Annotated in this window: 14 protein-coding genes; 7 read left to right on the top strand and 7 right to left on the bottom strand. The window is 64.1% G+C overall.

Translation table 11 applies throughout. The features are described from left to right. Positions 1-87: 87 nt before the first annotated feature. From ACOCEP_RS18805 to ACOCEP_RS18795, 3 genes are all read left to right on the top strand, one after another. Positions 88-2,358, top strand: coding sequence for an argonaute/piwi family protein (locus tag ACOCEP_RS18805; RefSeq protein WP_482338837.1), 2,271 nt, complete (start codon positions 88-90; stop codon positions 2,356-2,358). Next, positions 2,355-3,644: a PD-(D/E)XK nuclease domain-containing protein gene (locus ACOCEP_RS18800; protein ID WP_482338835.1), complete on the top strand. Its 1,290-nt coding sequence runs from the start codon at positions 2,355-2,357 to the stop codon at positions 3,642-3,644. Before ACOCEP_RS18805 ends, ACOCEP_RS18800 begins: the two co-directional genes overlap by 4 nt. Positions 3,645-3,816: 172 nt before the next feature. Continuing rightward, positions 3,817-5,064, top strand: a complete 1,248-nt coding sequence (locus ACOCEP_RS18795; RefSeq protein ID WP_482338834.1) for a hypothetical protein — start codon at positions 3,817-3,819, stop codon at positions 5,062-5,064. Positions 5,065-5,214: 150 nt separating this feature from the next. On the opposite strand, the gene ACOCEP_RS18790 is transcribed toward ACOCEP_RS18795, so the two are convergent. From ACOCEP_RS18790 to ACOCEP_RS18775, 4 genes are all read right to left on the bottom strand, one after another. Continuing rightward, positions 5,215-6,291 (bottom strand): esterase/lipase family protein, encoded by a 1,077-nt coding sequence (locus ACOCEP_RS18790; protein ID WP_482338832.1) that lies wholly within the window; start codon positions 6,289-6,291, stop codon positions 5,215-5,217. Between the two features lie 2 nt (positions 6,292-6,293). Next, positions 6,294-8,933: a tetratricopeptide repeat protein gene (locus ACOCEP_RS18785; protein ID WP_482338831.1), complete on the bottom strand. Its 2,640-nt coding sequence runs from the start codon at positions 8,931-8,933 to the stop codon at positions 6,294-6,296. Between the two features lie 261 nt (positions 8,934-9,194). Beyond that, positions 9,195-9,875: a hypothetical protein gene (locus ACOCEP_RS18780; protein WP_482338829.1), complete on the bottom strand. Its 681-nt coding sequence runs from the start codon at positions 9,873-9,875 to the stop codon at positions 9,195-9,197. Between the two features lie 53 nt (positions 9,876-9,928). Continuing rightward, on the bottom strand, positions 9,929-10,195 hold the full coding sequence (locus ACOCEP_RS18775) for a helix-turn-helix domain containing protein (protein WP_482338827.1): 267 nt from the start codon (positions 10,193-10,195) through the stop codon (positions 9,929-9,931). A gap of 532 nt (positions 10,196-10,727) precedes the next feature. Here ACOCEP_RS18775 and ACOCEP_RS18770 point away from each other — a divergent pair. Further along, a complete protein-coding gene (locus ACOCEP_RS18770) occupies positions 10,728-11,507 on the top strand; it encodes a tyrosine-protein phosphatase (protein WP_482338825.1) in 780 nt (259 codons plus the stop codon). Position 11,508: 1 nt separating this feature from the next. Here ACOCEP_RS18770 and ACOCEP_RS18765 read toward each other — a convergent pair whose 3' ends face one another. Together ACOCEP_RS18765 and ACOCEP_RS18760 are read right to left on the bottom strand one after the other, a co-directional pair. Next, positions 11,509-11,973, bottom strand: a complete 465-nt coding sequence (locus ACOCEP_RS18765; protein WP_482338824.1) for a MarR family winged helix-turn-helix transcriptional regulator — start codon at positions 11,971-11,973, stop codon at positions 11,509-11,511. Positions 11,974-12,052: 79 nt separating this feature from the next. Next, positions 12,053-12,244, bottom strand: a complete 192-nt coding sequence (locus ACOCEP_RS18760) for a hypothetical protein (protein ID WP_482338822.1) — start codon at positions 12,242-12,244, stop codon at positions 12,053-12,055. A gap of 121 nt (positions 12,245-12,365) precedes the next feature. Here ACOCEP_RS18760 and ACOCEP_RS18755 point away from each other — a divergent pair, with 121 nt between their 5' ends. Genes ACOCEP_RS18755 through ACOCEP_RS18745 form a run of 3 tightly spaced genes read left to right on the top strand, consistent with a single transcriptional unit; the run spans position 12,366 to position 14,226 of the window. Continuing rightward, entirely contained in the window at positions 12,366-12,605 is a 240-nt protein-coding gene (locus tag ACOCEP_RS18755; RefSeq protein WP_482338820.1) for a hypothetical protein, read from the top strand. Between the two features lie 36 nt (positions 12,606-12,641). Continuing rightward, positions 12,642-13,601: a DUF5996 family protein gene (locus ACOCEP_RS18750; RefSeq protein WP_482338818.1), complete on the top strand. Its 960-nt coding sequence runs from the start codon at positions 12,642-12,644 to the stop codon at positions 13,599-13,601. A 25-nt stretch (positions 13,602-13,626) separates the two neighbouring features. Continuing rightward, positions 13,627-14,226 carry a hemerythrin domain-containing protein gene (locus ACOCEP_RS18745; RefSeq protein WP_482338816.1) on the top strand — a complete coding sequence of 200 codons (600 nt, stop codon included), beginning with the start codon at positions 13,627-13,629 and terminating at the stop codon, positions 14,224-14,226. 5 nt (positions 14,227-14,231) lie between these two features. Here the strand turns inward: ACOCEP_RS18745 and ACOCEP_RS18740 are convergent, their stop codons facing one another. Continuing rightward, on the bottom strand, positions 14,232-15,140 hold the full coding sequence (locus ACOCEP_RS18740) for a LysR family transcriptional regulator (protein WP_482338814.1): 909 nt from the start codon (positions 15,138-15,140) through the stop codon (positions 14,232-14,234). Positions 15,141-15,156: the final 16 nt, after the last annotated feature.

Below are 15,156 nucleotides of genomic sequence, written 5' to 3'. Positions count from 1 at the left end.
GTCGCACGATTGGGCAGTTATGTGAGTAGCGCACGAGTTTCGGGAGAACAGCCGACAGTCCGGAGAGGCAACGTCCAACGTCCTGCGTTGGCGTTCAACTTCCTGCCAGTCAAGTTCACCGACGCGTCCTTCGAGGCGGGTACGCAGCCGTACGAGTCGCCCGAGCAATTGGACGCACTGCGAGCCCGGCTGGCCAAGACACACAGCGTGATTCGGCTCCGCAACCAAATCGTGTGCGTACCGGCAATGCAGGACGCAGAGATCGTCGGCGAGTCGGCGACCTTCGACACAGGCGGGCCAAATCTCGCCTTAACCGCGTATCTGCTCCAAGCAGCGCTGACGAGAGTCCTGACAGAAGGGTGGCACTTTTCGCTCCGCAAGTTCGACCCTCTCACCTTCGTGTCGCGGCTCCCCAACCGCGACCTGATGCAAAAGGCGCTGAAGGGCCGCCCCGCCATCGATGGCTTGCACGTATACCCGGAGTACGAGCTCGACGTGCGTCGCTCCGGCCCGATGGGCTACCCCGGGATCGTCGTTGGCCTCAAAACACGATACGAGATCTCGATGCCTGTCAGTGAGCTTATCGAGCTCGGTGTGCATGTCGTGGGCCAGTATGTGCTGACAGAATCGGATTCCGTTCTCGAACGGCCGTTCCAAGACCCGATCGCCCGCCGCAGGCTGGCCGGGGTTGTTGAATCCGTGGGCAAGGACCGCGTTGTGCTTGGCACCGCGGACGGGCGTGTCGAGGTACCTGCGTCGCTGGCATGGCTAGAGTCGCGCCGCGACAACTTCCTCGCTGTGGTCGAAGCGGTCACGGGGACATCTGCTACAAGCATCACCGATGCGCTGGAGTACCAGGTGTTCACGGTGACCGGAGCTGAGGGCCGGCTGGCGCGCACTCAGGAGATCGCTGATGGCCTGATCAAACTCGGTCCACTCACTATCGCCAACGGTGTTGAAGCCACGATCGGAAATCCGGTGAAGATCACCGGAGCCCTGAATCGCAAGACACACTGGCGGCTGCCTGAGCCGACCTACGTGTTCGATGTCGGCGGCGACAAGACCCACAAGTTCCCCGATCCAGGGTTAAACCAGTTTGGGCCGTTCGACTCTGAAGGGTTCACACCGAAAACCCCGCGCATCGCCGTGGTCACACCGAAGCAACACCAAGGCGTCGTTGAGGGTTTCATGAGCACCTTCCGCAACGGTGTCCGTGGCGCGGCGGCATTTTCTCAAGGATTCGTCCGCAAGTACCAACTTACCGACTGCACGCTCGTCTTCACCCCCTTCGACGGCGATGTATGCGACGCTGCCGCGTACCGGCAGGCGTGTCGGGACGCCTTGGCGGGCGACGAACCCCTCGATCTGGCGATCGTGATCACGAGCGCAGACCAGGAGCGCTTGACCGGCAACGCCAGCCCCTACCTGGTGGCTAAGTCGACCTTCATGAGCCAAGGCGTTCCCGTACAGGAATTCCAGGTCGAAAACATCAACCGGCAGGACATCGCTCACCCGCTCAACACCATGGCCCTGGCCTGCTACGCCAAACTCGGCGGCACCCCCTACGTAGTCAGCGTCGCCCGCCGTCCAATGGCTCAGGAGTTGGTGTTCGGCATCGGCAGCGCGCACGTCAGCCCCAGTCGCCTGACACCACGTGAGCGGTTCGTCGGCATTACCACGGTGTTCAAATCTGACGGCAATTACCTGGTATCCAACCTGTCCAGAGAAGCGCCCTATGAGCAGTATCCACAGGAACTGTTCCAGGCACTCCAGACGTGCATCGAGGAGATCAAGGAACGCAACGGATGGCAGCCGAAAGACGTGATCAGGCTGATCTTCCATGTTTTCAAGCCGCTAAAGGATCGCGAGACACGAGCAGTCAAAGAACTCGTGGCAGGGCTCACGAAAGAGTACGCCGGAGTCGAGTTCGCGTTCCTTCACGTCAGCGAACAACATCCGTGGATGGCGTTCGACTGTTCCAGCGAAGGAATCAAGCAGGGTCGCCACACGAAAGGAAAATTCGTCCCCCAACGGGGCTACGCGGTTCGGATCGGTCGCAGTGAAGTGCTCGTATCGGTCAGCGGGCCGCGGGACCTCAAACTCCCGCTGCAGGGAGCACCGCGACCGCTACTGCTCAAGCTGCACGACGAGTCCACCTTCACCGACCTGGACTATCTCGCCGGACAGGCGTACCGATTCACTGCGATGTCCTGGCGCCGCCCATACCCGTCCAGCAAACCAGTGACTATCCTGTATTCCGACCTGATCGCCAACCTGCTCGGCCAACTCCGCCAGGTCACCAACTGGAACTCCGACCTGATCTCCACCAAACTCCGCTGGAGCAGGTGGTTCCTATGACACCGCCCCAAAGCGACCTCACCAGTGAGCCCCCGACCTACCTTGGCGGCCAACTCAGCGCACTACGCCAACGCATCGAAACCAGCAACACACCAGGAAACCGCGACGGCCTGCTCGCCCGGCACATCCTCCACGACGTCTCTGATATCACCTGGCATGTCGACCCATTCAGCGGCACATGGCTGAAGGACAACACCTACCGCCTGGAAGACCCGGGACCTCTCGCGGTCCTCGGGTACGGACTGTCCACCAACGCTGCTAAGCGAGGGGAAGTCACCGCGGTCGTGTGCTCCGGATTACGTCGCCTCATGCGCCGCAACCTGCTCCCTGGTGACCGAGCGAATGTCCTCCACGACATGACCATCCTGCTCGGGGTGTGCCTTGCGGCAGAGGCAGTCCAAGCCGACGTACCTGAGTTCCGACCATGGCTCCAAGAGACCCTCGACGGCCAACGCTTGCGGCCGGCCGACAGACTCCACGAACTAATCCAGCACCACGTCCACGCCAAACTGTCCGGCGAACCCATTACGCTGACGACACCGGGCATCCTCGCTCGCAACGACGCACTGGCCATGGTCTGCTGGATGCTCAACCAGGGTACTGCGACCCTGAGTAATCCGCTCGACGGCGCACGCGAACTGCGGAAACGAACGATGCAGGCCGCCTTCCGGGCTGATCCGGCTAACGTCCCGGTTCCGCAGGTCGCTCTACTGCTCCATGCAGCCGACAACATCCTCAGCACGAGCATCGATCAGATGGTGCTCAGCCGTTCTCATGTGAGCACCGTCCTGCGCCGATTCGAGGCAGCGATGCGCCGATGGCGCTGGGACAGCGACGACCTACAGCACCCCATCCGGTGGGAGGTCAGATCGGAACGCGAAGTCCAAGACATCCTCTGGATCATGCTCCGTTCGGTCTTCGACGATGTCGTCGACGAAGATCCGCTGCCGAAGATCGGCCATAGCAGTTACCGAGCCGACTTCGGCGTTCCCAGCCTTGGGGTGCTCGTCGAGGCCAAATACGCGTACAAGGCCGCCGACTTCAAGAAGATCGAACACGAGGTGATGGTCGACGCGGTCACCTACCTCAAGGACAACGAACGCTACAGGGAGATCATCGTCTTCATCTACGACGAATCACGCTCAGTAGAGCACCACGACGTCACTGAGCGAGCGCTACTGGACCTGGATGGCGTCAGTGACGTGATCATCGTCTCCAGGCCCGGCGTCCTACCTGCCCCGAAACGAGCACCTGCCATGTCGAAGGGCAAGCGCACGCCCAAATGATGGCCTTCTCGTGGTATTTCAACAGTAAGGAAACTGGTGAACCGTTCAAATCAACTAGCGTCGCGGCTCGCTCCTCAGTGGCTGGACCAGCGTGTCCAGTAGAGCGCTGGATGCACTGCGCACGGAGACAGGCGTAGACGCCGGGCCCGATCTTGCAGTTGCTGTTGGCAAGATGCCGTTTGAGCAGCTGGGCGAGTTGGCGGAGATCATCGTCGGCGAGTCCGCGAGTCCGGCCCTGTCCGCACCGTCTCAGACCCAGGTGTGGCTGGTGGTCACCATCCGGGCCAGCACCTTCGCCTCTGGCGGGGTGTATCGCGACTCAGCTGGACCGGCTGGGCTGAACTTGAACGCTGCGCTCAACCCGAGGTTGGCTGGCACCGGTCACTTCTCCAATGGTGTCCTGCGGGCATTGCTGTATTGCCACGGCTTGGTCGTCGAGGATCCGATCGCTGCAGCTGCAGAGATGTATCTAGATACGCGCGGCGAGCTGCGTGCCGTTGCACGGTTGGCTGTCGTCGCTGCGACGACTTCGGTCATTGAGATCGCTCCCTTGGTTGACGCCGACGTCATATCGACCTACTTCGCTACCTCCGAAACCCAGAGACCGGTACGGGAGCGGGGGGCCGCGATCGCCAAACGCCTCGCCGAACCAGACGCCGGCTATACAACAGCTGATGCCTGGACAGCGTTCGAAGCCGGCTACATCGACGGCCTTACACCGCCGTTACAAGAACTGTGGCGCCGGGTGCGCTCGGGAGACCGCTCGCCGCCTCTGGAGCTGATAGAGCAAGGCGATGCGGAGGTTATCGCGACTTTCGTCGACGTGCTGAAAACCCTGCGCCCGCAAGCAGTTATCGAGAACGCAGCCGACATGGTCGCTTCGGCCGTGCTGGCCATTGAGGGCCTCGGTGGCTTCTACGACCTACTGTGCCCGTCTCCGCTTTTCGCGAAGATGCTGTTCCTAGGCACACCCGACCCAACCCATGAGCTGCGACTCCACGAGTTGGGCAGGGTCGCGGTACCCGGCATTGGGGAACTCAGTGTGACCGACGCGGTGTGCACCAGACAGGGCAGTGACGCCTTCGCCCTGTGGCGTGACCAGTTGAGCAACGCCCTCGCCCAGGCACACCACATTCGACAGGTGCACGGCGCGGACGCTGATACCAACACCGTGGTCCGAGAGATGATCGCCGAGGCTCGCACGTCGCTGCGTCGAGAAGCCCGCCGAAGCCGCTTGCTCAACCTGGCGAACCCGGTTGCGTTTGTCGCAGGCGCGATGGGTGGAGCCATAGCCGGAGCTCCAGGGGGCACCGTCGGCACAGCATTCGACGCCACAGGCGGCGCTAGGACCTCTGGTGCAGGCCGTGCTCAATACTCGGCGAGTGCCGGGGTACGTCGATCGACACTACCTGGTGTTTGAGCCCAACAGGGGATCGAGCGCTAGCCGTGACCAACCTTAACGGCGTCAGCAGGCCGTAGGATCGGCGAACCGCATCAACGTAATTCTCGGTACCGGCGACCCTGGCCGCTTGGTGACGCAAGCATCCGCCGTAGCTGCTCCTTTGGTCGGCTACCCACCTGCAGCTGGGCCGTGATCTCCCGGATCGTGCTTTGTGGGTTTGTCCTGTTCCAGAGGGCCTGCATCCAACGGAGCCGGGTCGACGGTGACTTCAACGCGAACGTTCAGTGTTGCTTGACTCACGTCGATGGTCCCCATCTCCTTGACAATTCTGTTCACCTCACTTTCTACTTGCTCAACCAAGCCGCTCCACTCGGCTCTGGGGCGTGATGTATCGATCTGAGATCGCCGTATGGTTGGAAGACTTGACAACTGCGAAGCTGTCTTCTTTGTGAGGCACGTGTCAATGTGCTGCACGAACCATGGGTAGCATCCCTCGGCCCGTGTTGCGATCTTCACGAGCGAGGTGTGCGTGCCCCGTACATACAGGGTGTGATCCCGTGGAAGGCCCAGGCTGGCGCTTAGCCTGTCGACCCACCTATCGCCCGTGGCCATTGCCGCATAAGTTGGTATGTACACCCGACCTTTTTCCACTCCGAGAGAGCTATCCCTTGTCTGTACGCGGTCTTTGAACCGCTCGTCGATCTCAGCGGTAAATGTTGAGTGGACTCGGAGGACTCGGCCATCTTTTGTTAGAGGAGCAAGCGCTCGAGGGACGCGCAGTGATCCAGCCTGCGGTGTCGCGAACATTACGAGACCGGCAATCTTGTCTACCGCCAACTCGCCGCTGTAGGTGCGAGATTGCGCGTCAATGAGGTCCTTGATCACTGCCTTGCATAGGATTCCGCCCATGCTATGACCAACGAGTATCACGGGATCGTAGCTGCTGTAGCGTATCGTGTCCGCAAGTTCCCTCGCATGATTGGGTAGCGAAATCGATTTGCTACGCTGAATTCGTCGGATTCCGCTTGCGTACTCGTAAAGTCCAACGTCCAGATTGGGAAAGTCTTCAAAGATAAATTCTGGAAGCGAGCCCCATGTTCGATACCGTCGACCGCCGAGGCCATGGACAAAGATGATCAGCCCTTTGTTGAGTGACCTCGTCTTCGAGTGAACGATCAGAGATTCATTGCGGGCAGGATGATCTCGGCCGATGGGTATCAGCGAATCGCCTGCAATCACCTGCATTGTCAGTCTCGATCCCCAGAGAAAGGTGATTCTCCGCTTTGACTGACCAACTCGTCTAAGGTAGCAACGAGGTTCTTGCTGCTGAGCAGAGTGCTGGGGTGATTCGGACCTAGGACGTGCCTGCGGGCGCCGAGTACCGAGCGGTACTCGGCTGCTGCCTCGTCAAGCCTGCCGAGACGGGACAGGACCGTGGCGAGGTTGTTGCGGCTGGTCAACGTGTCCGGGTGCTCCTGGCCTAACACGCGGATCGAGGCGTCGAGTACCGAGCGGTACTCGGCTGCTGCCTCGTCAAGCCTGCCGAGACGGGACAGGACCGTGGCGAGGTTGTTGCGGCTGGTCAACGTGTCCGGGTGTTCTGGGCCTAGCACGCGGGTGCGGATCTCTAGAACCGCGCGGTGTTCTTGCTCAGCCTCATCCAACCGCCCCAAATCCTGCAACACGAGCGCGAGGTTGCCGCGGCTGGCCAGGATGTCTGGGTGTTCTGGGCCTAGCACGCGGGTGCGGATCTCTAGAACCGCGCGGTGTTCTTGCTCAGCCTCATCCAACCGCCCCAAGTCGCGCAGAGCACTGGCGAGGTTGTTGCGGCTGGCCAGCGTGTCCGGGTGTTCTGGGCCTAGCACGCGGGTGCGGATCTCTAGAACCGCGCGGTGTTCTTGCTCAGCCTCATCCAACCGCCCTAAATCCTGCAACACGAGCGCGAGGTTGCCGCGGCTGGCCAGGATGTCTGGGTGTTCTGGGCCTAGCACGCGGGTGCGGATCTCTAGAACCGCGCGGTGTTCTTGCTCAGCCTCATCCAACCGCCCCAAGTCGCGCAGAGCACTGGCGAGGTTGTTGCGGCTGGCCAGCGTGTCCGGGTGTTCTGGGCCTAGCACGCGGGTGCGGATCTCTAGAACCGCGCGGTGTTCTTGCTCAGCCTCATCCAACCGCCCCAAATCCTGCAACACGAGCGCGAGGTTGCCGCGGCTGGCCAGGATGTCTGGGTGTTCTGGGCCTAGCACGCGGGTGCGGATCTCTAGAACCGCGCGGTGTTCTTGCTCAGCTTCATCCAACCGCCCTAAATCCTGCAACACGAGCGCGAGGTTGTTGCGGCTAGTTAGCGTGTCCGGGTGTTCTGGGCCAAGCATGCGCGTGCAGGTGTCGAAGGTCGCGCGAAACTCGCGTTCGGCTTCTTCGAGGCGTCCCATGTCATGTAGCACGAGAGCCAGGTTGTTGCGGCTTGTCAGCGTATCGAGGTGGTCTGTGCCATGGTAGTCGGTATTCCACCGCACGGCGGCGGTTAGCGCGTCGGAGGCGACTCCATAATCGCCCTGCTCGTAGGCGGTGGCTCCGATAACCAGGGCCGCCGCTCCGTTCGCATAGCTCAACAGGGTGCGCAACGTTGATTCCGGTAGAGTTGTCTCCGCCGTGATGTCGCGTTTGGTGCCGTCAACGAGGTAATCGGAGACGTTGTAGCCAGAACTAGCTGAGCCGGTAAGCAGAGATGTGTTCGTTCGCTGTGGCCGGAGCACCCACTCCCAGGCCGCTTGTAATGGCTCGGGCCGCAGTCGGTCACCGCCACGTTGCTGCAGATAGATCTCGGCTAGTTCCTCTATCAGTTGCGCCGGCAGGGGCGCCTGGAGTCCCGCGCGGCGAGCGTCCACCGCTGCAGTCACCAAGGCCGCGCCACGGGGATGGGCACCTATATTCCAGCCGTTGCGCCATTCGCGCAGCAGTTCTGGGCCGGCCACCAGATACTCGGACAGTCCGTACTCGCCGCTCTGGGCCAGCGCATCCTGGATGCGCGGGTCCCAGATACGGTCACGGGCACGGTCCTGCTCACCTTTCGTAAGCAGCCGCTCTAGCCGGATCTCCTCATCGACTAGTTCCAGCACCTGACGTGCCCTCCGAAACGCCGCATCCGCCGACTCATCAGAGGTTGAGCGGTGACTGAGACGGTCCAGTTCCACTGTGCGGATGGTGGCAAGCACTACTCGGTGTCCGGCACCAGACAAGAATGCTGCCACCATTTCTTTGGTCAGCCCGTCAATGCCGAGGTATCGCTCCAGGTCGTCGAGCCACATCACGCAGTTGCGCACCTGCGCCGCCCACTCCATCGCTGCCGGTCCTGCCTCAGAATTCTTCGGCGCGATCAGCAGGTCGTCGGCCACCGCCGATAGGGCCGCTTCGTACGCGGTGCGGGACTTGCCCGCGCTGGCGTCACCAACCAGCAGCACGAAGCCACCAAGCACGATCCGCGCCCGCAGCCGGTCATCGACGTCCCGTGGCACGTACACCGGCATCGTGTCGGCAGCACCTTCCTCGGCAGTGCCGGCCAGGCTTGCAGCCGGGTGCACACCCAGCCAACGCGGATCCACCACCTGGCGCACCGTTGGCAGTCGACCTCCTGTCGTCACCAGGCAGCCGTTGAGTACGGCCATGTCACAGGTCGAGCGCCTCGCTGCCTGCAGGACCCGCTCGTGGTACAGCTCGGTCACGGCCTTGACGCAAGCCGCCACTGCCCCTGCCACGACTACGCCGATACCTGCCCACCACGAGTTCTTGATCCCCGCAACCGCCAACACCCCAGGTGCGACGACTGCGATGGCCACGACGATGGCGGTGTAGACAGTCCAGCGTTTGCGCCCCCAACGCTGCACCAGCACTTACGGTCCTCGCATTCGACGGCAGCTTGCTGTGCCGCTACCTAGTGTCCCAGCCGCCGGGTCCCTCCTTCGCCTACGACCCGCACTCGTCACCCAAATGCAGTCTCGCGCCGTCGGCCAGCCCTCCACGTCAGCCAGCATCAGCCTGGTCGGAGCGGGATGAACAGCAACCTCGTTCACATTAGGACGGCCATGAGGCTCACGTCCCAACGTTGGCCGTCAGCCGAGCACCAGCCATCCGTCCTGGCGAGTCGTCCCTGATCATCGCCACGAGCAGCCGGGAACGCGCGGCGCCGATGCGCAGCTTCCTCCGCAGCGTGTCCGCAGAGATCGGCCTACGATGCGCTTCCCAATGGAGAGCATCCTCCTCCATCGCCCGCTGAAGAAGATCGTCGCATCGATCGTTGACGTCGCAAGCTCGCTCTGCTTGTCCGCCAAGGCGGCGCTGGACTCCGAGTTGGTCGCGGACGATGCCGAAACCTCATCGTCGATTTGTGCCGAGTAAACGGTAGAGACCGTCTCGTCGAGCCCGACCTCGTCGGGTGTCACTGGGTTCGCTTGGCAGACAGAAGACAAGGCCCTTAGCAGGTCTGGGCCAACCTCGGACCAGCCGATAAGCAGCAACGGGCCCACTGCGTCGAACGCCGCCTTGCCGTACTCACCTGCGACGATCGGGTCGGCCACGTTCAAGGCCAACGTGACCACACTGGCGAAAAGCAGGAGGCGGCACGCTGGCTGCAACTGAACTGACGAGGCACCAGCGAGCGCCAGGTGCCGACTGCCCAGGAGGAGCCCGAGAATGGAGAGATCAACCGCGGGCACGACGAGTGGAGCAACCCAGACGGGCACGCCGAGCCGGCGCGCGAGGTTGAGGACGTTGCCGAAGCCGAAGAGGAATGTGAGGCCGACGACCACGCCCATGATCACGGTGACGGCCTGCACGACAGCTGACCCGTCCGAAGCTGATCGAATCGACATAGCTGCACGCCGTGTCATCAGGCCCCACCTGCTTCGACGCGCGGACGCCCGTGGGTGTCTCGGGTGGGGATGCCGCGTTCACGCAGTGTGTTCAGCACGGTGGTGTGGTTGACGCCGAGGTGGTCGCCGACGCGGGCCAGGGACCAGCCGAGGTTGTAGAGGTGGATGGCGTCGTCGACCTGGTCGGGCGAGAGGCCGCGGCGGCGCATCGGCACGCCGTGCTGGTGGAGGATGTTGCTGACCGTTCGCCGTTCGATGCCGAACCGGTCACCGAGCTCGTACACCGTCGCGCCAGACTGGTAGTCGGCGATCAGCTGCTCGACCTGATCGGAGCCGAGTTGCCGGGCGCGGCCGGGGCGTTCCCGCTTGGCCGGTGGCGGCTCGGGTGTATCGAGGCTGGGAAGCTTCTCGCGGAGCTCTTCCAGGGCTCTGAACTGGTCTTTTATGTTCGAGTAAGGTTACCTAACCTCCACAACACGAAACACCGCCCACTTGGCAGACTTGCCGAGGTAGGGCGGTTTTTTTCGGTTTGCTTACGAATCGGCGTACCCCTAGCACGTGGCTGGAGCCTGCCGCGCGAACCTGGACCTGCTACGTGTTCTACGACGGCGATATCCGGCAAGAAGCGGTCGATCGGCTACTCGGCCAGCTCGGACAACGACCTCGTCCGAGGCCTGTTCCTCGCCAGCCACGAGAACGACGGCATGAGCGAGTGGCAGATCAAGGCCAGGTGCTCATCTCGCCAAGCGACAAGCGATACCGCTGCCTCGATGATTGGCAGACAAAGCCCCGGCTCGATCGACGAGGGAGCGGACGATGAGCACGAGCAGAGCGGTGGCCTGGGAGGGCTTCTTCAACACCAGGGACCTCGGCGGATTACCCACCAAATCCGGTGATACGACGAGCCATGGCGCGTTCTTCAGGGCGGCGGACCTTCGTTTCGTCACGGAGACGGGTTGGGCCCAAGCGCGCGAGTGCGGTGTCCGTACGGTGATCGACCTCCGCAACGCGGACGAGATCCGGCCTGCGGAAACGCCGCTCACGGCCGAGGCGGGCTCGGCACAATTCGCCGCCACCTCGGAAGGTCCCGCTACCCCGGCCGGCGTCGACCGGATCGAAGTCCCGCTCGACGACATCGACGACATCGGGTTCTGGCAGCACGTCAACCGTGAGCGGCTCAACGGCTCCCCGCTCTATTATCCCGTCTTTCTCCAGCACAAAGCCGAGCGTTGCGCAGCCGTCATCAAGGCGATCGCCCGCACACATCCCGGTGGTGTCCTGTTCCACTGCGGCGCCGGCCGAGACCGGACCGGGCTCGTCGCTCTTCTGTTGCTCGCGCTGGCCGATGTCGAACCCCGGGCGATCGCCGCGGACTACGTCATGTCCGCCGAAGCCCTCAAAGCCTTGTTCGCAGCCATGGGAACCGCCGACCAAGGACCGTTCATCCAGGCCGCTCTCGAGGATCGGGGCACCACGGCCGAAGAGGCCGTCATCGCGACCCTCGACGGATTCGACGCCGAGCGGTACCTGCTCGGCGCCGGCGTCACCAGCGACGAACTCGGCAGTGTTCGCGACCGGATGATCGAACGAGCCTGACTCAGCCGTCGTCGTCGGGGAGCCGGTCGAGGACTCGTTCGAGCGCGGGTCCGATGACGTCGAGCTCCGCGTCGGTGAGCGCGCCGATGAAGTATCGCCGGACAGCGGCGACGTGCGCGGGGGCGGCGGCGACGATGGCCGTCCGGCCCGCGTCGGTGAGCCGCACCATCGACCCGCGCGCGTCCTCGTCGCACTCCTCGCGGACGACGAGGCCGCGCTTCTCCATCCGGATGACCTGGTGGGAGATCCGGCTGCGTGCCCAGCCGACCATCCGGCCGAGGTCACGCGCCCGCAGCACCTCGTCCGGAGCCTCCGACAGGGGCACCAACAGCGTGTAGTCCGCGGCGGACAGTCCCGCGTCCTGGACCAGCTGACGCTCCAGCACCGCGGTCAGCCGAGGCAGCACGCCGATCATCCCGCGCCACGCGCGCGCCTCCCGCTCGTCGAGCCAGCGCGCCTCATCCATGGGCGGTCAAGGGCGCCGGCCGCCCTTTCTCGATCCCTGCGTGCACCATCCGCGGAGCCTACCAACAATGTTGACGCGTCTACAAAAGTCGCGTAGTTGTAGACGCGTCAACAAAAAAGGTGAACGTCGCTCCGGCCCGCCGCTCCACGAAAGAAGGAGATCCGCCATGAGCGCCAAGAAAACCGGGCTCGATGCCTTGCTGACCCCGGAGGAAAGCGTCCTCCTGCTGATCGACCACCAGCCGTTCCAGTTCGCCGGTCTCAACAGTCACGAGCCGACGATGGTCGTCAACAACGTCGTCGGGCTCGCGAAAACCGTGAAGGCGTTCGGCATCCCCACGATCCTGACCACGGTCATGGAAGAGCGCGGCGGCAACCTGATCCAGGGACGTCGTGACCGATGCCTCCGGCGGGGTCTCGGCCGAAGCACACGACATGGCCGTCCGGCGCATGGTCCAGGCGGGCGTGGTGCCGATGACCTGGGTCGCCGTGCAGGCCGAGCTGCAGCGTGACTGGGCTCGCGAAGCGACGATCCCGGCGCTCGCGGAGGTCGCCGCACAAGACCAAGGCGGTACCGGGGTCGCCTTCGCCTGGGAGACGCAGCTGCTCAACACACCCGCACCCACCGCTTAGCCAGGCCGGACCGCGAGAGACAAGGAAGTGACACCGATGACCACCCCCGCGACGAAGAACTGGCCGAGCCTCCGGGTAGCGGACTGGACCCCCACCCGCGAGACACTGCACATGTGGACCCAGATCGTGGGCAAGCTCCGCATGGCCCACGCTCCCCTGCTCAACCATTGGTGGCAGGTGACGCTGTACGTCAGCCCGCGCGGCTTGACGACATCGGCCATCCCCTATCGCACCGGCGCTTTCGAGATCGAGTTCGATTTCGTCGGCCACCGGCTCGAAGTCCGCAGCAGCGACGGCGGCACGCGGGGCTTCCCGCTCCGGCCGATGCCGGTCGCCGAGTTCTACACCCGGATCATGGACCTGCTCGACCACCTCGGGATCGAGGCGACGATCCGGCCGCACCCCAACGAGGTCGAGCCGGCGATCCCCTTCGCCGAGGACCACACCCACGCCTCCTACGACGGCGAGGCGGCCACTCTGTTCTGGCGACAGCTGCTGCAGGCGAACCGGGTGATCGGCGAGTTCCGGTCGCATTTCGTCGGCAAGGTCAGTCCCGTGCACTTCTTCTGGGGAGCCATGGATCTCGCCTGCACCCGCTTCTCCGGGCGGACGGCGCCGCCACACCCCGGAGGAGCGCCCAACTGTGGCGACTGGGTCATGGTCGAGGGCTACTCCCGCGAACTCTCCAGCTGCGGGTTCTGGCCCGGCGGCGGCGAGGAAGGCGCCTTCTACTCCTACGCCTACCCCGAGCCCGAGGGTTTCGCCGATCAGCCGGTCGGCCCCGAAGGCGCGTACTTCAGCACCGAGTTCAAGCAGTTCCTGCTGCCCTACGAGGCCGCCCGGTCCGCACCCGACCCCGACCGTGCCGTCGCCGAATTCCTCCACAGCACCTACCAGGCCGCTGCGAACCGCGGGAACTGGGATCGCTCCGCCTTGGAGGACGACCCCTTCCGCTGGCACGGAAACCTCGCGCCACAAGGAAACGGCGCCGGCTGAACCACGCGACGGTCGGCGCGCGACCGTGCTTCGAGTTGCCGGACGGCCGCCGCACAGGGATTCTCGAACCATGACTGCCGTGACGATCCCCCGTCCTGTCGCCGGTGACGTCGTCGATCTCATCCTGGACGATCACCGCCTGTTCGAACAGCTTCTCCGTGATCTGCGGGACGCGACCGCGGACCGCGAAGGTGCCCGGGCCGCCTTGTCGGCGGCGCTGATCGCGCACGGCGAGGCCGAAGAACAGGATGTCTATCCCGCCCTGCGGCGCAAGGACGCCATCGACGAGCACGAGAAGGAACACGGCGAGGAAGAGCACGCCGAAGGCAACCAGGCGCTGTTGGACCTGCTGGAGTGCAAAGGGACCGACACCCAGAAGTTCGATGACGCGGTCGAGAAGCTGTCCGAGGCGCTGATGCATCACATCGGCGAAGAAGAGCAGACGATTCTCAACCCGGCGCGCACCGAAGTGAGCGAGAAGGTCCGCCAGGATTTGGGCACGGCGTGGGCATCGCGCCGCAACGCGCTGCTCGACCAGGACTGCGGTTCGATCGAGTTCGTCAAGAAGGTGGTGGCCCGAGCCGAAAAGGCCGGCTTGCTGTCCTCTGAGGACGATGAGTCCTGAGGCCGCTATCGCTCAGCGGTGAGCAGGGCTTCGAGGATTCCGGTCGCTGTCGCGCGCAGCCAGCGGTGGGCCGGATCGCTGTGATGCCGTTGGTGCCACAGCAGATGCAGCGGTACGTCGGGCACCTTGAGCGGTAGCGGCAGCGTGGTCAGGCCGAGTTGATGCCGGGTGGCGCGGGTGACCGCGTCGGGCAGGGTGACCACGAGGTCGGTGTCGCGGGCGAGGTGCAGCGCGGTGGCCGTGGTGGGGGCGGAGGCGATCACGCGGCGCTCGTGGCCGAGATCGGCGAGGGCGTCGTCGATCCGGTCGCGCAGGCGGCCGCGCCGCGAAACGGTGAGATGGTCGGCCGCCGCGTACCTCTCGACGGTCACGGGTCGTTCCGTGAGCGGGTGCCCCGGGCGGACGGCGAAGGCGAGCCGATCGTGCCCGACGAGATGGTGGCGGATGTCGGGCAGTGACGGCGGGCCGCTCCCGGAGGCGAGATCGACCTCGCCACGGCGCAGCTCGGGGGTGTCGTCGCCGGGTTCGGCGGTGAGCCGTAAGCGCACGCCGGGTGCCTGGCGGTGCACGGCGGCGATCAGGTCGGTTCCGCAGGCGGTGGTGAGGGCGTCGTGCCAGCGGACGGTGAACACCCGCTCCAGGGTCGTCAGGTCGAGGTCCGGCTGAGCGGACAGCAGCTTGTGCGCCTGCTGCACCAGTGCGTGGACCTCGGTGCGCATCGCGACCGCGCGGGTGGTCGGAGTCATGTGACGCCCGGTGCGGACCAGGATCTCGTCGCCGGTGACCTTGCGGATACGCCCCAGCGAGCGGCTCATCGCCGGTGCGGTCACGTGCAGGCGGGCCGCGGCTCCGGCCACGCTGCCCTCTTCCAGCAGCGCGTCCAGCGCGGTGAGCAGATTCAAATCCAGTTGCATGGCGGTAACTGTACAA

It is taken from the genome of Amycolatopsis sp. CA-211722, from assembly GCF_056828465.1.
Note: the sequence above shows the minus strand (reverse complement) of the source record. Positions and strands in the feature narration are given on the sequence as shown.